A 22,610-nucleotide genomic window follows, 5' to 3' on the forward strand; every position below is an offset into this window, starting at 1 on the left:
TGTGGCACGGGCATCTTGCCCGTGGAAGGGAACAGGCAAGATGCCTGTTCCACAAGATGAAAATTCATCTTTTGTGGAAGGGAACAGGCAAGATGCCTGTTCCACAAGATGAAAATTCATTTCTTGTGGAACGGGCATCTTGCCCGTTCTTAAGAATAGTACAACATCTCAGATTCAATAAATATGGGTAGCAAAAAGACAAATAAAAGTGAACAAACCCTAGAAATTCATGCCGAAGCCATGCTGTCTGACTACATAACTGCTGTTACTTGGTCGCCGGATGGCAAAACTTTAGCAGTCTGTTCTGCGGCGGGGGAAGTGATGCTGGCGAAAGTAGGGGCAGTTAATGAATTGTCCTTGCAAACGCTACAAAGTGCTACGGAGAAATCAGCCGATTGCTTGTCTTTTTCCCGCGACAGTCAATTCCTAGCTGCTGGCGGACAAGATGGAAAAGTGCGAATTTGGCGCGTTAATTCTGGTGAATTAATTGCTGATTTGGATAACCAGCGCGTCTGGGTTGATAAGTTAGCTTGGAGTCCCAACTGCAACCAGTTAGCTTTCAGTATGGGCCGCTACGTTCAAGTCTGGAATGCTGAGGATAATGTTGTTGAAGTAACGCTGAATTTCGAGTCATCATCTATTCTCGATTTAGCATGGCATCCGATGGTTCAATATCTGGCAGTTAGCGGCTATCAAGGTGTCAAAGTTTGGCATGGTGAAGACTGGGACGAAGACCCGGAAATTTTATCAGTACCCTCTGCAACCGGTGCCGTTTCTTGGTCGCCACAAGGGGAATATTTAGCTTGCGGCAATATGGACAATACTCTAATTGTTAATGAATGGGGTAATTTTGAACCGTGGGTAATGCAGGGTTTTCCGGGGAAAGTTCGGCAGTTAGCTTGGTCGGATAAAACTAATTCCTTGGGGGCGCCTTTGTTAGCGGCTGCGAGTTCGGAAGGTATTTCAGTGTGGGAAAAACACGCTGATGAAAGTGTCGGTTGGGATTCTTGGGGGTTAGAAGTGCATGAAAATGTGGTAAATGCGATCGCCTTTCAACCTACCACATTTTTATTAGCTTCTGCCGCCGCAGACGGTCAAGTTTGTTTGTGGGAGGAAGCAGAACAATTGCTGCAAATTCTAGAAGGCGCAGAGGGCGGTTTTTCCTGTCTCGCATGGCATCCCGAAGGTCAGTTTCTCGCCGCTGGCGGCTGTGGAGGCGAATTGCTGGTTTGGTCATAAATCTATGGGCGGCAAAGGGTTCGGGCGGCGCTAAGTTCGCATAAGCACCCGTTTGACCAAAACATAAACAATTGAAAACTTTAGGACTTACCCACGGGTATCCAGAAACCGGGTTTTTCGAGGGTCTACTTCGTTGCAGACTGCATCGAGTAAAAAACCCGGTTTCTAAGCGTCGAAGTGCATCCAGGAGTGTTATCCTCTCTTTCTTGTCAAAATCCCTTGACTGGGACTGAACAGCAAAGCTACTAAAAATAACCCAAAAACAACTAATACAATTGCCGCACCTGACGGCATATTCAAATAATAGCTTAGATACATACCGCTCACGCTAGCTGTAATCCCAATAATTGCTCCTAATCCCATCATTAAATGTAGCTCTTTTACCAACAAATACGCCGTCATTCCCGGCCCGATTAATAGGGAAATTACTAACAGCGCCCCCACAGTTTGCAAACTCGCAACAATCGTCAGCGTAATCGCCGAAATCATCCCCAAATAAATCCAGTTTACAGCCAAACCGCCGGCTTGCGCTCCCAACGGGTCAAAAGTATAGAATAGCAGTTCTTTATAAAATATTTTAACCGTCGCCAAAATAATCAAAGTAATGACAAAAGTCTGTTGCACGTCAGCAGGCGCAACTGACAAGATATTCCCAAACAAAAACCCGTCTAAATCTAATTTGGTTGTCCGCAATAGGCTAATCAAGGTGACGCTAATTGCTAAGAATGTAGATAAAATTAATGCCATGATTGCATCAATTTTGAGGCGCGATTGGGACTGAATCCACGCCATAATCACGGCGCTGATAATTCCCGATATAAACGCGCCGATCGAAATATTGAAACCTAAAGAAAAAGCTACGGGCAATCCTGCTAATACTGAATGGGCAATCATGTCCACCATCATTCCCATTTGCTGTACAATTAAATAGGAACCAACAACGGCGCAGAGAATTCCTAGCAAAATGCCGACGGCGATCGCATTTCGCATGAACTCGAATTGTAGCGGCTCAATTAGAAAATTTAACATTGAATTAGGTCAATAATAGGATTTTTTTAACTACAATCAACTGCACAGGCGGGATGGCTGTGCCACATTCAATTGCACAGGCAGGATGCCCGTGCCACAATCAACTGCACAGGCGAGACGCCCGTGCCACAATCAACTGCACAGGCGAGACGCCCGTGCCACAATCAATTTTAAAGATAAATCTTTTTTTGCTTATGCTGAAACTAAACTTAAATCGTATCCATAGGCTTTTTGAATATTGGCTGCGGTGAGAACTTCTCGGCAGGAACCAGTCGCAATTAATTGCTTATTTAGCAACAATAAATTATCGTACTGTTTTAAAGTTTCGCCTAAATCGTGGCTGATTACTAGCAATGTTTTATTTTCTGCTTTTAGTTCGGCAAAAATATCGAAAATAATTTCTTCGGTTGCTTTGTCGATCGCGTTAAAAGGTTCGTCGAAGAAGAATAAATCGGCTTGTTGGGCGATCGACCTTGCTAAGAAAATCCGCTGCTGCTGTCCGCCAGACAGTTCGCCAATTTGCTGATCGCGCAAATCCCACATTCCTACCCGCAGTAAAGCAGCTTTTACCAATTCTTGCGACTGCTTCGAGGGACTGCGAAACCAACCAGTCTGGACGGTTCGCGCCATCATTACCGCATTCCACACCGTAATCGGATAATCCCAGTCAATTTGCGATCGCTGCGGCACATAAGCCACCCGCGACAACTGTTCCTTCAGCAGTCGCCCCTGATATTTCACCAAACCCCGACAGGCCGGGATCAATCCCAGCATCGCTTTCACCATCGTGCTTTTCCCCGCGCCGTTGGGGCCGAACACACCGGTTAATTGCCCCGATTCTAAATGGAAATTGACGCTGTTGAGGGCCGCAATTCCTCGATAATTGACAGCTAAGTCTTGCACTTCTAGCATAATTAGAGATTTTGAGAACGATTCTTGTTCGTAGCTACTACAATAGGATAACTCAAAAAAGTAATAACGATTATCGTTCCAAAGGTGAAAATGTTAAAGAACTGGGCTGGAAAAAGCGGCAGATTGTGCGGTCTGGCTGTTTTGGCAATTGGCTGGGGGCTGGTTGGCTGCAGTGGAGGGCAGAACGCAAGCAATGGGACGCCAGAGAGTCCGGCCGCAACTCAAACTCAAGCCAGTCCCGCCGCCAACTTGCCCAAAGTCGTCGCCACGACTGGCGTTATCTGCAACCTAACTAGAGAAATCGCTCAAAGTTCGATCGACACCACGTGTCTAATCAAGCCGGGAGACGACCCCCACGCCTATCAAACCAAGCCGGAAGACCGCAAAGCGATTGAAACGGGCAATCTGATTTTATACGGTGGCTACAACCACGAACCCAGCATCATTAAGTTAATTGAATCTAGCAGTAATTCCGCACCCAAAATTGCCGTCCACGAACTCGCCGTTCCCAAACCGCTGATGGGCAAAGACGACCACGAACACGGCGAAGAGAAAGCCCAAAACCAACCCCATGCAGAAGGCGAAAAAGTCCCTGACCCTCACGTTTGGCATAACCCTCAAAATGGCATCCGTATGGTAGAAACAATTCGGGATGAATTGATCAAAGTTTCCCCCACCAATGCTCAACTTTTTACAAAAAATGCAGCAAGCTTAACAGATGAGTTGCAAAAAATAGATACTTGGATAAAAGCTCAAATTGCGACTATTGCAGCAGAAAAACGCAAGTTAGTAACCACTCACGATGCTCTGAGTTACTATGCCGATGCTTACGGTTTGGAGATGGCTGGAGCTTTGCAGGGTGTGACGACTGAAGAACAGCCCACCGCCGCAAGAATTGCCGAATTATCCTCTGAAATTAAGACCGCAGGAGTGCCGACAATTTTTGCCGAAACTACAACTAATCCGAAGTTGATGGAGACTGTGGCGAGGGAGGCAAATGTCGAAATTTCGGACAAGGAACTTTACAGCGACGAGTTGGGCGGCCCCGGCACCGGTGCTGATACATATCAGGGAATGCTGAAAACTAATACTTGCGCGATTATTTCTGGCCTCGGTGGTAATTGTACTTCCTTTGCAGGAGAAACTGCACCAACTCCCAAACCATAGACTTTCTAAAGTTCGCCTAGCAAGCACCTTATATTTCAATAGGGTTCAGTTAAGCTTGATCCCCCCTAACCAAGGGCGGGCACGGGGGCACCGCCCCTACGAAGGGGGGGACAAGAACTTACTCAAAGTCAACCCCTACTCCCCTTCTTAAGGGGGATTTAGGGGGATCTCCGAGGAATAAATAGTTTTAACCCAAGCGTATTGCCTTACCTTTGCTGGGTACGCAGCAAAAAGCAGCGTTTGCAATCGCAGGGGTTTTCGATTGCAAACGCTGCGTTGACTGAGATGACTTTAAGGTGAATGTGGCTCCTCGGTACTGGGGGGTTTTTGGCCAATTCCCAATTGTTTCTTAGAGGATTTTAGGTCTTTCCAAAGCATCTTAATATCTTTATAGGCTTTCTCAGCGCTAATTTTCCCCCCTGTTTCCAGCGAGCAAATATAAGTTATTTTTTGAGCAAACTCCTGCAAGTTGGCATTAAACGCCAAGTTTTCTGGCGTGAAATCACCGTAGTAGCGATTGCGAGGATGTAAAAAATCTTCCCGCTCTTTCATTGCCCCCTCCTAATTAAACTTTTGGTATTCAACTTTTGGTTCGGTCTCTGCTGTTAATAGCACTATTTGTACTCAGTATCGCGGCGCTAACTTGCTTCTATTGTATTGCGTAAGTAGCAATTGTGCTTTTTCGCTCTGTATTTAGTCTATTAATGCAGTCTTAACCTTAAGTTAGCTTTATTTTAACTTTTCTTTAACCTAAAAGCAAAAAAATTGGGAAATGCGCGGTTCGCATCTCCCTTTAGAGATATTTGGCAGTGGGTGATTAACCTTTTCTGAAGCCGAATATTTATTTGTGGCACTCGCAGCCGGTGTGGCCGCAGCCTTGGCCGTTGGGGTGGCCGTCAGCGCAAGCACTGGAACAGTATGTTTTGCCGTCTTTTTCAATGGCTTCGCTGGGGCTGACCACGCACGAACATGAAGGACAGGCACATTTTGTTTGGGTGGCGGTAGTCATTTGAGCTTCTCCTGGTGGGGTTGTTTATCTCTACTAATATCTGAACACATATTCAGATATTAGTCAAGGGAATGTAAAAGTTTTGTTACAAAAGGTTTGTCGATCGCACTAAAATGAAAATCAGAATTAAAACAAGCCTTGAAAAGATGTCACCCAACTCTGCTGTTAATGGAGCGATAAGTCAGCCTTACCAACAAAACGATACACCAACGTGCGATCCATCGCACCTAGTTGACTGTTTGCGGGCCGGGGACATCCAAACACAGGTTCTCAACACCGCCAAAGCTCAGCGGATGGCTGAGTTTTTCAGTCTTTTGGGAGATGCGAACCGTCTGCGGCTGCTGTCGGTTTTGGCAAAACAAGAACTGTGCGTGTGTGACTTAGCTGCGGCGTTGAGTATGAGTGAGTCAGCAGTATCGCACCAGTTGCGGGCATTGCGGGCGATGCGGTTGGTAAGTTACCGCAAGGTTGGGAGACAAGTTTTTTATAGTTTACTCGATCGCCACGTTTTTGAACTTTACCAAGCAGTCGCCGAACACTTAGACGAAGAATAATCTTTTGGGCATTGGGCATTGGGCATGGGGCATTGGGCATTGGCCAAACAGGGCATCGGCCAAACAGGGCATTGGGCATTGGCCAAACAGGGCATTGGGCATTGGCCAAACAGGGCATTGGGCATTGGTAATGGATTTAAAATTCTGTAGGGGCGGGTTTTACCAATAATGTCGGCCTAATACCAATAATCTTGTAAACCCGCCCCCACCCAACTAGATATAGCGGTTCTCAAGCGTGGTGAGGTATGCCCTATGCCCTATGCCCTATGCCCTATGCCCATGAGTACCTCATCTTTCTGAGAAAGGCTATATCAATCTTGGACGGTGTGGCCCGTAGCAACAACCGCCTGTGTAATTGACTCTTCAGAAGCTTGAGCCTCAACCGTAACAGTCTTAGCTGCGACATCCACATTGACAGTAGCTTCGGAGTCAACAGTTTTGATGGCTTTGGTAATTGTATCACCGCAGCCGGAGCAGACGATCGAGGGAACGTTAAGTAGTATTGCCATAATAAAAGCCAAATATTGTAGATGACAGTATTGATTGTGCTTTTATTTTAATCTAATTTCGCTTTCCAAGCAAAAGTGCGTCCGCATAAATTCTGACTCTACAAAAGCCAAGTCCTGCGGCGCCGACTAATGACTAATGATATTATGTCCGAGCGAGCGATTAAAGGGGCGGGTTTTTGAGATTGTTAATTATTGGCAGATATTGTTGGTGAACCCGCCCCTACCGTATTAGGGGTAATCGACCGGACATAATATGACTAATGACTGATGACTAATAACTAATGACTAATGACTAATGACTAATGACTAATGACTAATGACTAATGACTTAGTATCTGGTATGCACCGGCCAACGGCGGCGGCTACAGGCCACAAACTCGCAACTAAATCTACCATATCTGCTAAAGAAAGAGCTTGCCGCGCATCAGAAACCGATTTTTCTGGTTGCGGGTGACACTCAATAATTAATCCGTCTGCACCGCAAGCAACCGCTGCTTTGGCTAGGGGTGCGACTAATTCTCGCTTGCCTACTGCGTGAGAAGGGTCTACTATTACTGGCAAATGAGTTAACTGTTTCAGTGCTACGACGGCACCTAAATCTAATACATTCCGGGTGTAATTGTCGAAGCTGCGGATGCCTCTTTCGCAGAGAACTACATGAGGATTTCCGTGACTGAGAATGTATTCGGCGGCCATCACAAATTCTTCGATTGTGGCTGATAAGCCGCGTTTTAGCAGGACTGGTTTTCCGGCTTGACCGATCGCCTTTAGTAACTCGAAGTTTTGCATATTCCGACTGCCTAGTTGCAGCATATCAGCATAGGTGACAACTGGATCGATTTGGGCGATCGACATTACCTCTGTCACTACGGGCAAACCGTAACGCCGGCTGACATCGGCTAAAATTTCGAGTCCCTCAATTCCCATGCCTTGGAAAGCATAGGGAGATGTGCGGGGTTTGTAGACTCCGCCTCGCAAAGCTTGCACGGATGCGGCAGAGAGTTGGCGGGCGACTGTTTCCATTTGTGCAGAACTTTCGACGGTACAGGGGCCGCCGATGATTAATAATTCTTGGCCGCCGACGGAGACTGTTTCTGAGAGTTTGACAATTGTTTGGTGTTCTGGATGAGATTTGGTTACGAGTTTGGCTTCTAACATGAGGGAATTTTCCTGGGAAATTAAGTGGGTGGTTGACAACAAAAAACCCGGAACTTTTAGGAGTTCCGGGTTGGTGCGAAAAGACAGCGCGACAATTTACCCAGAACTTTTGTTGGGCCAAAAATAAAAGCTGTTGTACCAGTTAATGAATAATGTCATTGCTGTTTTCGCTTGTACTCGATTGGTTGTTGGGAAAAGAAGTAGAAAAAACAAAACCGCAGGTGTTAGTCTGCGGTTCGCCCGGATGTTCACAGTGAATTGTAAATTCACTCCGGGCGAACTTGGCTGTACCAAAAATAAAAATAGCTGTTGGCTGTGAACTTGGCTGTGAACATAGCTGAAGTGCTGCGATTTGTGGATTAAACACAATACTATTCGATAAGCTATCACAGACTGGTAGGAATGTCAAGCATTTTTTTGCAAAATGTATGGAAACGGCAATGGCGTTTAAGTCGGCGCGGTTGTCGTTTTTTGGCTATGTCTGTTATTATATCGACATAGGGACAAAACGACAAGTCCTTATATCGACAAACGACCCTATCCGATCGCGCGGCTGTGTGTCAGGCTAGACAGATAGACAAATCGATATAGCGATATGGAAACTTTGAGTACAAGTAAAACTGTGTCCGTAAAAATCTATCTACCTGAAGAGACAAGAGCCAAGTTCAAAGCATCTTGCGCCATGCGTAGCCTCAGCATGAATGAGGTTCTGTTGGAGTACATCGAAACTTGGCTACAGGAAAACGAACCCGTTTTAGAGCCAAAGCCCCAGCCCGTCAAGACGATCGCCAAAACAGAGGAAACAGACTGATGACCAAGAATTTCAAAGGTGGTAGCCGCCACGTGATTTATCCGTGGAATCAATCCAAAATCTCAAATCTCAAATCCTCAAGCCCCCGAATTTATCTCGCGCAAGTCAATCCAAAATCCAAAATCTAAAATCTAAAATCGAATGACCGATCGACTATATCGAATAAATGGCATCCTCGAACAAAGCGCGAGGGACAAATGCTGAGAGATTCAGACAACCCAGAGAAATCTTGGGAGGATTTAGAAGCCGAACTGCTTCCTCACCGTCCTTTTTATGCCCCTGGCGAGACTGAAATTGAAAAAGACCTTTATGCTAAGCGACGATGTGCTCAGCATAAAATGAAGGCTGAAAAACGCCCCGATATTGCAGGCCGTTCTTATTACTACTGCACGGAGACAAATAATGATGACTAACTCGAACTACCGACTGCTACCTGCCAGAGATGAGTATGTCCAAGTGTCTATCTATCTCAATCGGGTGCATTTGGACGGATATACGCCCGATCGCGCGATCGCACAATTGATCGAAATGGGTTATGCTCCTACTTTGCAATATCAGTGGAATCCAAAACGAAATGAGTTTGATTTATTTGCTCTGATTCACGATCGCCCGATCGCCGATTCACTGATGGATAAACAGGCTTGTGATGCTCTCTGGGCTGCTTTTAACCAATCTTCGCTTTACGTGATTGGTTGCGAGGCGGCGCAAAATTCTAACTGGCTAGCGGCACGCAGCTTTAATGATCCGCGCCGTCACGCTACGCCGGAGGAAATCGAGCCTCTGGAAGCAAATGCTACGGCCGCTGTTTAATATTTTAGTCCTGAGCGCAACTGGCACAAAAAAGGTTTTTATACCAATTTAATGTGAAGTTGCACATATCTCGATCCCCCTCGCATCCCCCTTAAGAAGGGGAGTAGGGGTTGACTTTGATCGGAATCTTGTCCCCCCCTTAGTAGGGGCGGTGCGACCCCTACTCCCCGTGCCCGCCCTTGGCTAGGGGGGATCGGATTCTACGGGGCCTCATAAAAAATTGGTATTAGGCGATTGTTGACACGAATGACATTATTAATCCCAGCCGAAGTCTCGATCGCACAATTGGGCTAGTCTTTGGTTGTGCGATCGAAAATATGCTCTTAATTGGTCGTATACTGTGTCGCTGATGGGGGGATATTGGGTGGCGTTGTATTTTTCGTAGGTTTGTAGTTGGTGCGGCGGTAATTCTAGAAATTCTAACACGCTGTTGTATGTGCCGAAGGGATTGGTATACAAGTCTTCGCTTTTGAGGATTAAAAGTTGTGATTTGGGAAAAAGTTTCATCCAGGCTGGGAGTTGATCGGCGTATATGCCGCGGGTTAGATAACTGTGGTGTTGGTGTTCGTAACTGTAGTAGTTTGGGTTGGTTTGGAGTTTTTCTATTTCGCCTTTGAGTCTTTCGGGTTCGGAGGCGATCGCACTTTCTAATGATAGCGATTCGTAGCCTATTTTGATATAGTAATAATAGTGGGAGATGGCGCGTTCTACTGGGTTTCTCAGCAGGGCGATTATTTTTACTTTGGGACATAAATCATAAATTCGCTGGGGAACTTGGGGGTGACAGATGTAGTAGGGGCTGGCTTCTCCGGTTACTAGGTTTTCGCCTGTTTGGGGCTGGGGAAATTGGGCGTAGTACCAGTCTGGGCTTTTGTCGAAGTTCAAGTCGAAGTAATGGATTTCTTTTTGGGCGGCGGGGAGGATTTGGGGATGTTGGATTAGGTAATTGTACAGGGATGTTGTGCCGCCTTTTTGGGCGCCGATGATGATGAAGTCGGGGGGTTTGGAGGGTTGTTTCATGGGTGGGATGCTAGGTTTATATTTGGCACTTGTACTGACAGTGTTTCGGATTTGGCATTTGTACCGATAGTCCGCCGGGGGTTAAAAACCCCCGTCTCATAGCGCAAGTCCTTTGAAAAGGACTGAAGATGTATTTATATATAGCAATCCTAAATGATTATACTCGTTACCAGGCTCTGCCTGGTAACGCATATCCGGAGGCTCTGCCTCCATAGTCTGGGCCGAGGCAGAGCCTCGCTTACATCGGTTCCCAGGCAGAGCTTGGGAACCAGTTAATTTTATTGTGGGGTGGGCATCTTGCCCGCCCCTAAAAGGCTGATTGACTATGGTGCAACAGTTGAGATCGCACTTGGGGGCATTACGGCAATTCATCGCACTTGGGGGCATTACGGAAATTCATCGCCCAATTTATATTTGATCTGACATCTTGCAGCAATATCAATAAGAGGATTTTTCGTGGGATTGGGCGGGTTTATAGAACCTATTTGCAAGCTTTAAGGCTGTTGGCGAACCCGCCCCTACGGCTAATTGAGAATAGTGCAATATCTCAGTTCGATCGCGCTGACAGGCATAACCACTCGATGGGCCGATCGTGATTGTAGATTCCGGTGGTGGCAAGCGCTAGCAAGGCGAACACATCAACAAAGGCCGCCAGATAAGGGCTGGGAAATACATGGGATACGCTCGCGATCGCTGTTTTTGGGCGATCGAATTCACTCTGGGTCTGACCACTGACATTTCAATTTAACTAGATTAGAGTGGAGTAAGGAAGATCTAATCCCTGCGGGGCAAATCTTTCGCTGAAAAATATATTATCGGCGGCGATTTTGGTTGCGGGTTTGTGGGTTTTATTTTTCAGCCAAAGTACAAATTAAAATTTGTGCAAGAGGCTGATATGCAAGTTGCAAAAAATGGGAACAATATAAAGATGGGATTGTACTGTCGAGCAGTCACTACCAGCAATACCATCTCTGAAATTATTCAGGAAGGCGTCAATGTTTAAGAGCAAATTATCCAAAATTATCGTATCCCTGCTGCGGCGGATTGCTGGTGTTACCAGATCCGGGGCTAAGCGGCTGATGAGAGCAATGCTGCAAACCCTGATGGCTATGGGCCGGAGGGCGAGACTGCCGGTGGCGGGGTTTGTGCTGCCGACGGTGACGATGGTGTTGCTGGTAGTGATTTTGTTGACTGTGGCGATTACGCTGCGATCGTTCGATCGGGCGAATACGGCGCGTAACGTGCGCGTGAACCAGCAGGTGCTGGCGGCCGCGACTCCGGCGATTGATCGGGCGAAAGCGAAAATTCAGTTCCTGCTGGAGCAAACCCAGAATCGGGGTACCCCTTCTGATAAAGACTTGTACTTGCCGATCGCCAACCCCCAATCAAGTGGAAGTGCAGTTCCCGATAATTATACCTTTGGGGACGAAGAACGCCTGAGACTTAAGTATGACCTAGATGGTAGCGGTGGCATAAGTCCCGATCTTAAGGTTAACGATACTGGCTTTGATATCGAAACCAACGAATCGATAAATACTGCTTGGAGATATCCCGTCGATACAAATGGCGATGGCAAATTTGACAGTTTTACCCTCTACGGCATATTCTTCCGCACCCCCCCAAGGGGCACGCAAGCCCCTACTTTGGGGGACTTCTTAAGAAAAAGAGAGCCGTTGGAAGCAAGAAAGCCACCGCAGAGGAAACTTAAGGCTGGTTGCGAACAGGGTGGAGGTACTGTCGCTACTTTAGCGGGGGACTCAGGCTGGTACAGGATAGACGGGAAACTTAAAAAAAGTTTTTTTGTTTATACAGTTAACGTACCGATGACAGCCACAGATGCTGCTATCAATCCTACTAAGTATCAAGCATTCACAGGAAATTCTAGCATTTCAGCCCTGGAATATCAGCAAGACCAAGCTCTTATTCCGATCCCCAACAACGCGGTTGTTTATGAAAACGATCTAGACATATCGCCGGGACCTCCGTTGAATCTAAACGGGCGGATATTCACAAACAGTAATTTGCTAGTGACAGGGTTTAATGCTGCCAATAGCATAAAACTGTATCAGGTCAGCAGCCCAGATTCTTGTTTCTACGAACAAGAAGGTAGCAAAATTGTTGTGGCTGGTAATGTAGTAAATGGTTGGTCTGGTAACAACACGGTTAAGAATGCAGTGGACGTGCACCTTTTCAAACAAGGTAGCCTCCCTACGAGCGGAAAAAACGCATTCATGCTGAGTAAAAAATTAGAAATTAAGGCGGGTACGGAATCAACAAGCGATTCTAGATTGAATGTTCTTTACAACGACGAAGCCTATACAAAGCGCCTAAATTTGCTAGTAGAGGCGCAGTTGGGAAACCCCGCCAGTCCCAACCCGGAGGCTAACGATCCGTTGTCAGTGCGGCAGCGACCGCCAACCCTAGATCGCAAACAAGCGCTGACAGAATATTTTAAGCAGATGCTCCGCAAGGTTCCCTATGCGGAAGTGCCGCTTGGAGGAGACGCAACGGCGGGCTACGGTCTTCCGTGGTCAACACCAGCCGGAACCCCACCCATTCTAGAAAGCAAAGAGACCCTAAGACCCGTAGACAAATGGAGTTTGCTCAAAGATTCCGAAACCAAAATCACCCTAACTCCTAATCAGCTAGAAGCAACAGACCCCTCAAAAGAACCTGAAGAAGAACAATTTCTGGGCGATCGCGTTGTGGTAGGCAACAACCTACCAGCCAAGAGATGGGACGCCACCAAATCCGAATTTACCAGTAAGCCGGAAGAAATACCAGCAGCGAAGTGGAATTCGATCGACCCCCCAGATCCTAATTTTCCGCGCACTCGATCGTCTCAGGTGACAAAGATCGCTGATGTAGGAGCGACAGATCGCAACGGTTTTTGGGAACAAGAAGCAGCAAGAAACCCGAAAAATCCCTTGGATGGCATGGGCGGTTTGCGCGTCATTACTGGTGCAGGGGTTTACGATCGCACTAATTCATTCCTGCCACCGCCTAGCTGGATAAATCCTTCGAGTGGTGCGCTCAAAGGCGGGCAATCAGACCCTAATGCTACTTACGACGACCCAACAACAACGACCGCCACTGAGCAGTACCGTGTCGTCTGGCCCGACTCCATGCCGATGTCACCACTGGGGCCGGGGTCAGAAGTATATGATAATGTTGCCGGTAACTGGACTCGCTGGAACCCAGGTTGGTCTAGTCCTACCGATATCAGCGCAACTCTCCCATCAGCAGTGACCTCTACTACTCTACTTCCAGGTATTGTTGAGCAAGGCACTACCGCTAGGAAATTTGCCAAAGGCGATTTGCGGATGCGGGCGACGGTAGTTTATCACTATAAAAATAATCCCCCGGCCAAGGGAGAGTTGAATGACAAACCGCTGGCCTGCGTCAGCAGCTATTACGACCCTAGCAACGCTTCCACAGCGAGAAACATTTCGACGGGAAGCCTACCCGATGTCAGCGGCCAGGGAGCGCTCGCACCAGATATCGCAACACGCGCACCTGGGCTAGGAACACGGCAGACCTTTATCGGCTCCAACAACGGCATCACCTACGCCCCCCCGAAAGCGCGACCGGGTGGCGCTTCAACGCTTTCTGCTACAACAGGCTTGCTTAGTGGCGGAGAAGCCGCTTTAGATATGCAAGCTAATTTAGTCTTCCCCGACGGTCGGTTTGCTAATAAGCCTTTGAGAGATGCTCTTGTGAAAGCAGACGCAGATCGCAATTTGGCAGAAAAAGCTGCGATCGACTCAACGAATTGCGCGCTACAGATACTTAAGGGCGAGATAGCTGCCAATCCGGCACTGATTCCTCACGGGGCTATCCAAGAAGTAGCATTTTTGAATGCCAGAGAAATCAAGGCGATCGATCGCGATGACCCGGATACCAACGTTAACGAAGCCTTTACGCTGAGCAGCCCCACCACAGGTGCCCAAGCAGCAAAACTAACAGGAAATTACAACCAGCCCTTAGAAGAAAGGCAACCTTTAGAAATTCGTGCCACTCAGATAGACCTCGATGTACTGCGAAGGACTAAATTTGGAACGGACGAGTATTTACTGCCAAACAGCGGGATTATTTATGCCACTCGCGACGATGCCCTGCCCGATCGCAGTTCTCGCCCTGGTCTTGCCGCAGGTGGCATAGATGAAAGTAGTAGCGCAACAGTCAGCCCCACAGATTCCCGGCTAGACCCTACTCGCAAGCCCAACGGAATTCTACTTGTGAATGGTAAGGAGCTAGGCAGATTTCCTGGTTCCTCCGCTACTGTGGCGGATGTAGTCATGGAAAAGGGGCTGACTTTGGCATCTAATTTACCCGTTTACATCAAAAACGAATTTAACCCTCACTCCGGCGAAGAGTTTACTCAGGCCGTGGGTGATTGGAGTGCCTTTTACGATCGCACAGCCGCAAACCTCAATAAGAACTTTGCCTGTCGCCCAAACGACCCCAGATTAGGTGGTAAATGTACAACCGGCGACACCTGGCGTCCCGCAAACATACTGGCAGATGCTGTCACCCTGCTTTCAAAAAATTACCGTTTTGGCTTCCGCAACGAGGGAGATTTTGACCTGAGAAATAATGCTGGTGCTGCTGCTGTAATGCTTCGCAAACAGCAAGGATTTTACAGCAACAACTTTGTGACAAACGGACTTTCCAGCGGGGCATTCAAAGCTACGAGTGGCAATTTAGTCAACACAGGAGGCACAGCAGTTACAGACCAAAACTACGCAAACAACAGCAATCCTGTTAACAGTTCTTACTTCAACAACTTTGTTACTCCAGTGCAGCGGCGGGGGACTTTCCCAGAGTATTTAATGGAAGTTTGTACCAGAATCCCAGTTTCTGCGTGTACGGAGAGCGACTGGTATGTAAATCCGCTGGCGACATCTCCTAAGAGGGCCAATACTAGCATTACCGGTGCAGACTTTATAGCCGGAGCCGGAACAACTGCTATCCCGCCAGCACCAGAATTGCAACGCTTCCCCCGCCGTGTTGCTTTTAACAGAGCGGCTGCTGACCAGAAGCTGACTTCGAGCACTGCTCCTGTACCATTAGGGATTAGTGGCACAGGAACATCGGCTACGGTGTCTGACACAACATATCAAAACACAGCTAATTCTCTGTGGTTTGCGACGACTGCTGCGTATCCCGCTACTACAGTGACTTACGGCTCAAACAATCTTCCCTATGTGTTTAACCAGGCTAGGAAGGACGGGAGCGGTGCAGATCTGCCACAATTAGCGACAAATGACAAATGGCAGCCGCTACTAATGCCGGTTTTGCAGATCCAAACTGTGACGGCGGCGCCAGCGGCTGCTTCATCGACCCGTTTGCCAGAAGGTGCAGGTATTGTGAGGGCAACCGGGTGGATAACGACGGCTGTAAACACAACATTTAATATGGTCGTAGGCTCGAACGATACTCCTTCGCGATCGTTCGGTAATGTCGGTGACTTTAACGGAGGCCTGCAAAACTTGCCCCGCTTCTTGGAAAGCTGGAATTCCGGGGCAGTTTCCACAAACATCCAGGGTTCCTTTATTCAGTTCGGCCGGAGTGCTTACAACACCGCGCCCTATATCCCGATTCTAGATCCGGCGGCTTCGCAGCAGACAGCTTCCGGTACTAAGTTGCGGAGTCTTTTCGATTCACCGCCAATCTCACCGAGCCCAGCCCCACCCGCAGTCACTTACACTGGCGGTGTTCCAAGAGCTTTATACAGAACAGATGCCGGCGCCGGTGCCCTTCCCTTCTTCACCCCTCCTGCTCGGAATTGGGGTTATGACTTGGGCTTACTATCTCAGCCACCCGACTTGTTTACCCGAAAGTTCACGACTCCTCCCACAAAACGCACCCCGGATGAGTATTTCCAGGAAGTACCTCGCGATGATGAGTGGGTACAAACATTGTTGTGTGCTTTCCTTGATAAGGACGGGACAACGAAAGCTGTCACTGGCAATTTGCGCCCAACAGATTCATTCTGCAAATCTAAAACAGGTGCCTAACCATGAATAAACTACTAAAAGACAACAGCTACTCGCAACCCTTGTTATTCAAGGGAGCAAAGGCAGAAACAGGATTCAGCAGCCAGCCGACTGAGAGTAAATCTGGCAGTTGCGCCCAAAAACTGAAGCCACAAGATTCTGGCTACACGATTATCGAGTCATTGGTAGCGATGATTGTAGTTTCGGTGCTGATGATCGCGATCGCCCCGGTGATGGCCTACTCAGTAGCAACTCGCGTCCAAGCGCGGCGGATCGAACTGGCGGCGATGGCGGGGAGAGCTTACATTGACGCTCTGAGAGTGGGGGCGATCAGACCTAATGATGCAACAAGCCCAGTAGGTTTTCCTACCGACACTGCTGCTGCTCCTACAAGCCCCAGTGGTTTGTACTGCGTTGACACGGATGGGGGAGGTTGTGCTAGCAGCAAAGACTTTTATATTCAGGGTGTTCGTCCCCCAAATACAGGAACCACTATTCCCACAGACACAGGCTACAACCTGATTGTGCGGGTTTACCGGGCCGACGGGTTTACCGGAAAGCCGATGACAACTAAACAGCAATCAGTAGCTAATTCCGGTCTGGGCAATCCTCAAGCGCCTTTGGTGGTAATGCAATCAGAAATTCCCCCTACTACAGGAGAGGCCTCCTCCTATGGATCGTTGTGCACTCGCCTCCAAGGTGATTCTCAAAAGTGTACAAATTAAATTCCTTGTTATTAGATTAAAACCGCTCCCCCCATTTGACAAAGGAAAAGTCAAAATGAAAACTTTACTCAGGTTGCTTCTAAAAAGTCAGCACCAACGAAACCGCTCCGGGCCAACTCAAACAGAAAATGGGATGACTCTGGTCGAGCTATTAGTGGGAGCAATTATGGCGTTTTTAATCATTACGCCGATGCTCGGTTTTGTAGTCGATATGCTGAATACCGACAGGAGAGAACAAGTCAAGTCAAACACCGAACAAGACCTTCAGGCCGCCGCTGATTTCATCTCCCAAGATTTGAGTCAAGCTATTTATATTTACGATAATAATCCCGCTACTACCAGCACTCCCACCACGAATCCTACAGGCATCCCTGCTATCAAAGACCAACTTCCTAAACCTGATAATGGAACTCCGATCCTTGTATTTTGGAAGCAGCAACCGAGGAAAAATTCTGTTCCTTTTAACCCAGAAGTTGCTAAGACGGTAAAACCAAAAGATTGCGATACTAACCCTGGTAAATGCAACGACACCTATGTACTATCATTAGTTGCCTACTACCAGATTAAAGAAACTGATTCTGCTTCTATTTGGTGTCAGCCTTCAGGAGGCACTTGTCCTACCCGCATTGCTCGCTATGAAATTACGGATGGAATCAAAAACCCTGACGCGACAAGTATTGCAGACATTTACTACAGTGATACTGACACAAAAGACACTCAACGACGAGATCCAGCTTTTAATACAAGTTTTGACTTTAGTAAGCCCACGGTAAATGTGACAGATCCGACGGGACTAACAAATCCTAAATCCGGGGCAACCAAGCCAGAGGTACTGGTTAACTACATAGACCACGGTTCAGGGTCGATATTGACTCCATGCACGACTGCTCTTGGTAATCCTACCGATCCAAAAACTTCAACACCAATCGGAGAAGCCACTCTAAAAGTAACTGATACAGAAGGTAGAAATAGCTTCTACGCTTGTGTAGATACAGTGAGAAACATAGCCAGAGTTACCCTCAGAGGAAATAGCCTGCGTCGCAGTGAACCTACTAATGTTCTTTCCAGCGCCAATAATTCGGCATATTTCCCAACAGCAACCGTGCAAGTACAAGGTCTAGGTGCGCGAGGAAATTAACTTATGCCTGAAACACATTTCCGCATCGTCGCCCCCCGATAAACAATAGGAGATTACCATGAAAACGCCACCTATATTATTAAAACTTTTGCATAACTCGGCTGCCAAGCCCAGCCCTAATTTCAACAAAACTGCATCTAGAAAAGATGATGCAGGATTCACGCTTCTAGAAGTGCTCGTGATAGCGTTGATCGTAGGTATATTAAGCTCGATCGCCGCTCCAAGCTGGGTGGCATTCATCAACAGACAAAGAGTTCGCACTGTGAACGATCGAGTTTTCCAATCATTACGACTGGCACAAAGCGAAGCAAAACGAACTAAAAGCAGTGTCACAGTTACCTTTTCTGCCCCATCTGTCGATCCACCAACTGTTACGTTTACCCCCCCACTCGCTACGGGTGGTAGTACGCAGCAGTTAAATGCTGGAGGCGAAATCAAAAAAGGGCAGGTTAAAATTTCTCCTGCTAGCTGTCCTGTTGGTGCGTCGTGCAGGGCTGCTACACCACTTACTTTTAATTATAACGGTCTAGTCGATCCAGACAATTCAACCAATCCAAAATTACCTCTGGTGGTCACAGTTGCTCCTGCTGGTGGCGGTACAAAACAGTGCGTAATTGTGGAAACTCTTTTAGGAGGAATGAGAACGGCTGAAGGAAATTCTTGCACGACTGTACCTAGTTTTTAATAATAAATTTAATCTTAATCTCTAACAGCAATTCCGCATAAATGCAGAATTGCTAAAAAATATTAACTTAAATTATTTTATATTTCAAATCCTATTAAAACAGTCAAAAAATGCAGCTAGAACTAAAACAAATAATCATCCAGCCAGGAAATCAACTATTACTCAAAGACATAACCTGGCCGATGTTTGAAACCCTACTAACAGAATTGGGAGAAAGTCGCGCATCCCGACTTTCATACAGCAAAGGAACATTAGAAATCATGGTTCCCCTACCCGAACACGAAATTGGTAAAATCCTGATTGGTAACTTAGTCGAAGCACTACTCGAAGAACTTGGTATAGAATTTTGGTCTCTAGGTTCCACCACATTCAAAAATCAAAAAATGGCTCAAGGAGTAGAACCAGATACCTGTTTCTACATCCAAAACGAAGCCGCAGTCAGAGGCAAAAGCCGCATCGACTTAGAAACAGACCCACCTCCCGATTTAGCCATAGAAATCGACCTCACCTCCCGCACTCAGTTCAACAACTACGAAGCATTAGGAGTACCCGAATTGTGGCGCTACAACGGCCGCCACCTGCAAATCAGCGTACTGCAAAATGGAAAATACATACAGGGCGATCGTAGTCTCCAGTTTCCCAACTTCCCCATCACCGAGCTCATCCCCCAATACTTAGAACAAAGCAAAACAGCCGGCAGAAACGTCGCCATGAAAGCCTTTCGATATTGGGTGAAAACGCAAATTTAGCAGGGCGATGACAAATTTGCAGGTGATTATAGTAGGGGCGGGTTCACCCTAATATTCAACACAAATCCCAAATCCAATAAACCCGCCCCCACCGGACATGATATTAGGGGTAATCGACCGAAGATGATATCATGTTATGTGCGATCGAACGATTAAAAGGGCGGGTTTTCGAGATAGTCAATTATTGGCAGATATTGTTAGTGAACCCGCCCCTACCGTATGAGGGGTAATCGACCGGAGATGATATAAATCATAACTGCTTAACTAACCAAGCGATCGCCCCTTCAACATCAGCAACCTGCTCAACATCCGCAATCGGCGGCCGCTGCACCATCACCACCGGAATTCCCAGTTCCCTAGCCGCCACAATTTTCGCATAAGTAGCACCGCCCCCGCTGTTTTTACTAACAATAGTATCAATCTGATATTCTAATAATAATTGACGCTCATCTTCCAAAGAAAAAGGCCCCCTTGCTAATAACAACTTACCATTAGGAATAGGAGAATTGAGTGCCGGAGGATCGATCGCCCGCATCAAAAACCAAATAGCATCCAAACCAGCAAAAGCAGCCAATTCCTGCCTACCAATCGTCAGAAACACCCGCTGAGACAGCCCTAATAAAGCCCTTGCAGCCTCCGAGTGGCCCGCAACTTCAATCCAGCGATCGCCCTCCACCCTCTCCCAAGCTGGACGCACCAGCATCAAATAGGGCACATTACATTCAGCAGCAGCAACAGCAGCATTAGCAGAAATCCGAGCCGCAAACGGATGAGTAGCATCGATTAAGAAGTCGATCGGGCGATCGACTCCGTTGGCTGCGCGATCGAGCAAAAACGCCGCCAGCCCAGCCGCCCCACCAAACCCCCCAATTCGCACCGTACCCGTTTTTGGGGTAAAAGGCTGTTGAGTGCGTCCTGCTAGCGAAGATACCACCTCTATATCAGCAATTTGAGACGCTCTCACCGCCAGTTCCGCAGCATCCCCCGTCCCCCCCAAAATTAGCAACCGTTTTTTCACCAAATTACCCCTAACTTATCCAAGCAACGCCCGCAATTTCGGTTAATAATATGTTTAGCAAAGTTTAAACGACCAACAACAATGATTCGCTCACTTTTCACATTTTTTACAGTATTAATTGTAACCGGGTTAGTATGGTTGGGAAATATCGCCCCCGTTGCCGCACAAGTACAACCAACAGATATCACCGATCCCCAACAGGAATTAGGAGAACTCGTTCAAAAAGCTTTTGAAGCTACAAATGAAGGCAAATTTCCCGCCGCAGAAACTTTTTGGACTCAAATCATTGACAAATTTCCCTCACAAGCCGCCGCTTGGAGCAACCGAGGCAATTCTAGAGTCAGCCAAAACAAACTACAAGCCGCTATTACCGACTACGAAAGAGCGATCGAACTAGCACCCGACGCCCCCGATCCCTACCTCAACCGTGGCACCGCCCTAGAAGGTTTAGGACGTTGGGAAGAAGCGATCGCCGACTACAATCATGTACTAGAATTAGACCCCCAAGATCCAGCCGCCTACAACAACCGAGGCAACGCCGAAGCAGGTTTAGGAAAATGGGAACCAGCAATAGCCGACTACAGCAAAGCCTTTGAACTAGCCCCCGAATACGCCTTTGCCCGCGCCAACCACGCCCTCGCACTTTATCAAAACGGGCAAACCAAAGAAGCAATTCGCAACATGAAAAACATCGTCCGCAGATACCCCCAATTTGCCGACATGAGAGCCGCCCTCAGCGCCTGTCTTTGGGAAACAGGAAATCGCGGCGAAGCAGAGAGTAATTGGGTAGCAGCGATCGGCCTCGACTCCCGCTACAAAGACCTTGATTGGGTTGCCAATAACCGCCGCTGGCCGCCACTTGCAGTCAGTGCATTAGACAAATTCTTGCACTTGAGATAATCTCAAAACACCAATAAAAAATTGCGAGCATCCCGATGATTGTGGGGTATAGTTCCTAAAAGGGATGCTCCAAAGAATTGCCAAATATCATCCTAAGCTATAGCAATCCTCCCATCAGTTGTACAAATATAGCAATCCTAAATGATTCGTGTAATTCTTGTAGGGGCGGTGCCCCCGTGCCCGCCCCGATAGATAGGGGGTAGGCACGGGGGCACTACCCCTACATATTTTTACAAATGATTTAGGATTGCTATATGTAGGGGTAGTGCTACCCCTACTCCCCGTGCCTAGCCCTCACGGATCGCAGGGCTGTTTCGGGGCAACCACGGGGAGTAGGGGTCGGATTGCCCCTACGGAAAACCAGGGTTTTGTAGGGGCGGTGCTACCCCTACTCCCCGTGCCCGCCCAGCCCATAGACGAGCGGGTAGGGGTTTCAGATATCGGGGCAACCACGGGGGGATTGCCCTGTTGGGTGGCGATGAATTTTCTCCTTGGTTGTCGTTTCAGATATCGGGGCAACCACGGGGGGATTGCCCCTACAAGAGAATGAAACAGCCCTGCGACGGATCGGGGCAACCACGGGGGGTTTGCCCCTACAACAATTACACAATTCATTTAGAATCTCTATAGCAGGAAATAAACTATTGAAGAACAATTCAAACTCTTCTTGCAGGTTTCTTATTTCCTCAATATTCATCCCTTAAATCCGTTTCCTCCGTTGAATTCTCTTCTCAAAACTCGTATTCAACTTCTCCAGCAACAATCCTATCTGTCACCAATATTCTGTACAGTTCCAGTTCTTCCACAGTAACTTTTCCGTCCGCACAAATTGCTCTCTTAATGTCTTCCATTTCTTGCTTAGATATCTTGCCGTTAGCAACAGCTCGCTCGATTTGGGCTTGGAGCTTTTCTAGTTGCCGAGTTTCTTCCAGCGTAGGTTGTTTATCAGTCGATCGCGAAACTAACATAGTTGCATTCTCCTAGAGATTGACCTCTACTCTGTACTAAGCCGCCGCAGCAGATATTGTCAACTCAACGATGCAAAAATTGACAAATAAATGTAACAAAACTACATTTACTTGTCAATAGAATAAGCTGCAAAATTTTTTAACAAAATTACATTTGTTTGTCATTGGTTATTGATTATTAGTTAACTGACAACTGACAACTAACAACTG

At 47.4% G+C, this 22,610-nt stretch carries 21 protein-coding genes; 12 read left to right on the top strand and 9 right to left on the bottom strand.

The features are described from left to right. Positions 1–183: 183 nt before the first annotated feature. A complete protein-coding gene (locus tag QT990_RS14770) occupies positions 184–1,239 on the top strand; it encodes a WD40 repeat domain-containing protein (RefSeq protein ID WP_333309164.1) in 1,056 nt (351 codons plus the stop codon). Positions 1,240–1,431: 192 nt separating this feature from the next. Here QT990_RS14770 and QT990_RS14775 read toward each other — a convergent pair whose 3' ends face one another. Together QT990_RS14775 and QT990_RS14780 are read right to left on the bottom strand one after the other, a co-directional pair. After that, positions 1,432–2,268, bottom strand: a complete 837-nt coding sequence (locus QT990_RS14775; RefSeq protein ID WP_333465392.1) for a metal ABC transporter permease — start codon at positions 2,266–2,268, stop codon at positions 1,432–1,434. Positions 2,269–2,460: 192 nt separating this feature from the next. After that, positions 2,461–3,180, bottom strand: coding sequence for a metal ABC transporter ATP-binding protein (locus tag QT990_RS14780; RefSeq protein ID WP_333465393.1), 720 nt, complete (start codon positions 3,178–3,180; stop codon positions 2,461–2,463). Between the two features lie 90 nt (positions 3,181–3,270). Between QT990_RS14780 and QT990_RS14785 the strand changes: the two genes are divergently transcribed. After that, a complete protein-coding gene (locus QT990_RS14785) occupies positions 3,271–4,347 on the top strand; it encodes a metal ABC transporter solute-binding protein, Zn/Mn family (protein ID WP_333465394.1) in 1,077 nt (358 codons plus the stop codon). Positions 4,348–4,638: 291 nt separating this feature from the next. Here the strand turns inward: QT990_RS14785 and QT990_RS14790 are convergent, their stop codons facing one another. Both QT990_RS14790 and QT990_RS14795 read right to left on the bottom strand, forming a co-directional pair. Beyond that, positions 4,639–4,899, bottom strand: a complete 261-nt coding sequence (locus tag QT990_RS14790; RefSeq protein WP_333143497.1) for a DUF7219 family protein — start codon at positions 4,897–4,899, stop codon at positions 4,639–4,641. Between the two features lie 289 nt (positions 4,900–5,188). Then, positions 5,189–5,356 carry a metallothionein gene (locus QT990_RS14795; protein ID WP_333081421.1) on the bottom strand — a complete coding sequence of 56 codons (168 nt, stop codon included), beginning with the start codon at positions 5,354–5,356 and terminating at the stop codon, positions 5,189–5,191. A 146-nt stretch (positions 5,357–5,502) separates the two neighbouring features. On the opposite strand from QT990_RS14795, the gene QT990_RS14800 reads away from it, so the two are divergent. Then, entirely contained in the window at positions 5,503–5,910 is a 408-nt protein-coding gene (locus tag QT990_RS14800; RefSeq protein ID WP_333143498.1) for a metalloregulator ArsR/SmtB family transcription factor, read from the top strand. A 311-nt stretch (positions 5,911–6,221) separates the two neighbouring features. Here QT990_RS14800 and QT990_RS14805 read toward each other — a convergent pair whose 3' ends face one another. Both QT990_RS14805 and aroF read right to left on the bottom strand, forming a co-directional pair. Further along, on the bottom strand, positions 6,222–6,419 hold the full coding sequence (locus QT990_RS14805; protein ID WP_333107044.1) for a heavy-metal-associated domain-containing protein: 198 nt from the start codon (positions 6,417–6,419) through the stop codon (positions 6,222–6,224). A gap of 306 nt (positions 6,420–6,725) precedes the next feature. Then, positions 6,726–7,598 (bottom strand): 3-deoxy-7-phosphoheptulonate synthase, encoded by an 873-nt coding sequence (gene aroF / locus QT990_RS14810; RefSeq protein WP_333143518.1) that lies wholly within the window; start codon positions 7,596–7,598, stop codon positions 6,726–6,728. Positions 7,599–8,172: 574 nt separating this feature from the next. Here aroF and QT990_RS14815 point away from each other — a divergent pair. The 3 genes from QT990_RS14815 (at position 8,173) to QT990_RS14825 (ending at position 9,198) form a co-directional block, all read left to right on the top strand. Then, on the top strand, positions 8,173–8,388 hold the full coding sequence (locus tag QT990_RS14815) for a plasmid partition protein ParG (RefSeq protein WP_333465395.1): 216 nt from the start codon (positions 8,173–8,175) through the stop codon (positions 8,386–8,388). Positions 8,389–8,585: 197 nt separating this feature from the next. Next, positions 8,586–8,801: a hypothetical protein gene (locus tag QT990_RS14820; RefSeq protein WP_190739384.1), complete on the top strand. Its 216-nt coding sequence runs from the start codon at positions 8,586–8,588 to the stop codon at positions 8,799–8,801. Next, entirely contained in the window at positions 8,791–9,198 is a 408-nt protein-coding gene (locus QT990_RS14825) for a hypothetical protein (protein WP_333465396.1), read from the top strand. The genes QT990_RS14820 and QT990_RS14825 overlap by 11 nt, the downstream gene beginning before the upstream one ends. A 255-nt stretch (positions 9,199–9,453) precedes the next feature. Here QT990_RS14825 and QT990_RS14830 read toward each other — a convergent pair whose 3' ends face one another. Continuing rightward, a complete protein-coding gene (locus QT990_RS14830; RefSeq protein ID WP_333465397.1) occupies positions 9,454–10,218 on the bottom strand; it encodes a sulfotransferase domain-containing protein in 765 nt (254 codons plus the stop codon). Positions 10,219–11,213: 995 nt separating this feature from the next. Between QT990_RS14830 and hpsA the strand changes: the two genes are divergently transcribed. From hpsA to QT990_RS14855, 5 genes are all read left to right on the top strand, one after another. Next, the gene (hpsA, locus tag QT990_RS14835) at positions 11,214–16,238 is read left to right on the top strand and encodes a hormogonium polysaccharide biosynthesis protein HpsA (RefSeq protein WP_333465398.1); all 5,025 of its coding nucleotides are present in this window, start codon (positions 11,214–11,216) and stop codon (positions 16,236–16,238) included. Positions 16,239–16,240: 2 nt separating this feature from the next. Continuing rightward, entirely contained in the window at positions 16,241–16,942 is a 702-nt protein-coding gene (locus QT990_RS14840; protein ID WP_333465399.1) for a prepilin-type N-terminal cleavage/methylation domain-containing protein, read from the top strand. A gap of 55 nt (positions 16,943–16,997) precedes the next feature. Beyond that, complete coding sequence (gene hpsC / locus QT990_RS14845) at positions 16,998–18,080, top strand: hormogonium polysaccharide secretion pseudopilin HpsC (RefSeq protein ID WP_333308231.1); 1,083 nt, start codon at positions 16,998–17,000, stop codon at positions 18,078–18,080. Positions 18,081–18,138: 58 nt separating this feature from the next. After that, entirely contained in the window at positions 18,139–18,765 is a 627-nt protein-coding gene (locus tag QT990_RS14850) for a prepilin-type N-terminal cleavage/methylation domain-containing protein (RefSeq protein ID WP_333465400.1), read from the top strand. A gap of 110 nt (positions 18,766–18,875) precedes the next feature. Next, on the top strand, positions 18,876–19,514 hold the full coding sequence (locus QT990_RS14855) for a Uma2 family endonuclease (RefSeq protein ID WP_333465401.1): 639 nt from the start codon (positions 18,876–18,878) through the stop codon (positions 19,512–19,514). Positions 19,515–19,764: 250 nt separating this feature from the next. Here QT990_RS14855 and QT990_RS14860 read toward each other — a convergent pair whose 3' ends face one another. Continuing rightward, positions 19,765–20,532, bottom strand: coding sequence for a cobalt-precorrin-6A reductase (locus QT990_RS14860; protein WP_333465402.1), 768 nt, complete (start codon positions 20,530–20,532; stop codon positions 19,765–19,767). 81 nt (positions 20,533–20,613) lie between these two features. Between QT990_RS14860 and QT990_RS14865 the strand changes: the two genes are divergently transcribed. Continuing rightward, positions 20,614–21,432: a tetratricopeptide repeat protein gene (locus tag QT990_RS14865; protein ID WP_333143510.1), complete on the top strand. Its 819-nt coding sequence runs from the start codon at positions 20,614–20,616 to the stop codon at positions 21,430–21,432. Positions 21,433–22,163: 731 nt separating this feature from the next. On the opposite strand, the gene QT990_RS14870 is transcribed toward QT990_RS14865, so the two are convergent. Continuing rightward, a complete protein-coding gene (locus tag QT990_RS14870) occupies positions 22,164–22,400 on the bottom strand; it encodes a hypothetical protein (RefSeq protein ID WP_333409299.1) in 237 nt (78 codons plus the stop codon). Positions 22,401–22,610 lie beyond the last annotated feature (210 nt).

Source organism: Microcoleus sp. T3_B1 (assembly GCF_036700445.1).
Classification (GTDB): domain Bacteria; phylum Cyanobacteriota; class Cyanobacteriia; order Cyanobacteriales; family Microcoleaceae; genus Microcoleus.